The organism is Chitinophaga sp. GbtcB8 (assembly GCF_019091455.1).
Taxonomy (GTDB): domain Bacteria; phylum Bacteroidota; class Bacteroidia; order Chitinophagales; family Chitinophagaceae; genus Chitinophaga.
Map to the genome: position 1 here is coordinate 1 of NZ_JAGXJN010000378.1, position 238 is coordinate 238.

At 52.5% G+C, this 238-nt stretch carries 1 pseudogene; it reads right to left on the reverse strand.

Annotated elements, in window-relative coordinates:
- A pseudogene (locus tag KVT36_RS32130) lies at nucleotides 1–238 on the reverse strand (gliding motility lipoprotein GldJ); the annotation flags it as partial.

Consider the following 238-nt stretch of genomic DNA (forward strand, 5'->3'; position numbering starts at 1 on the left):
TGTTTCCAGGTTACGCCTACCACCGGGTAATCGTTGTAAGCAGGGTGGCCGAAGTAGTATTCCACCAGCGGCTCGTTATAAGCCAGATCGCTGCGCCATACCAGGGTATCCGGTAAAGCCTGGCGGAATACCTGCGGGAAGCTTTCGCCATACATACGCTGTACCCAGAACAGGTATTCGGGGTAGTGTACGTTGGATACTTCAGATTCGTCAATGTAGAGGGAGGAAACCGTGTTAC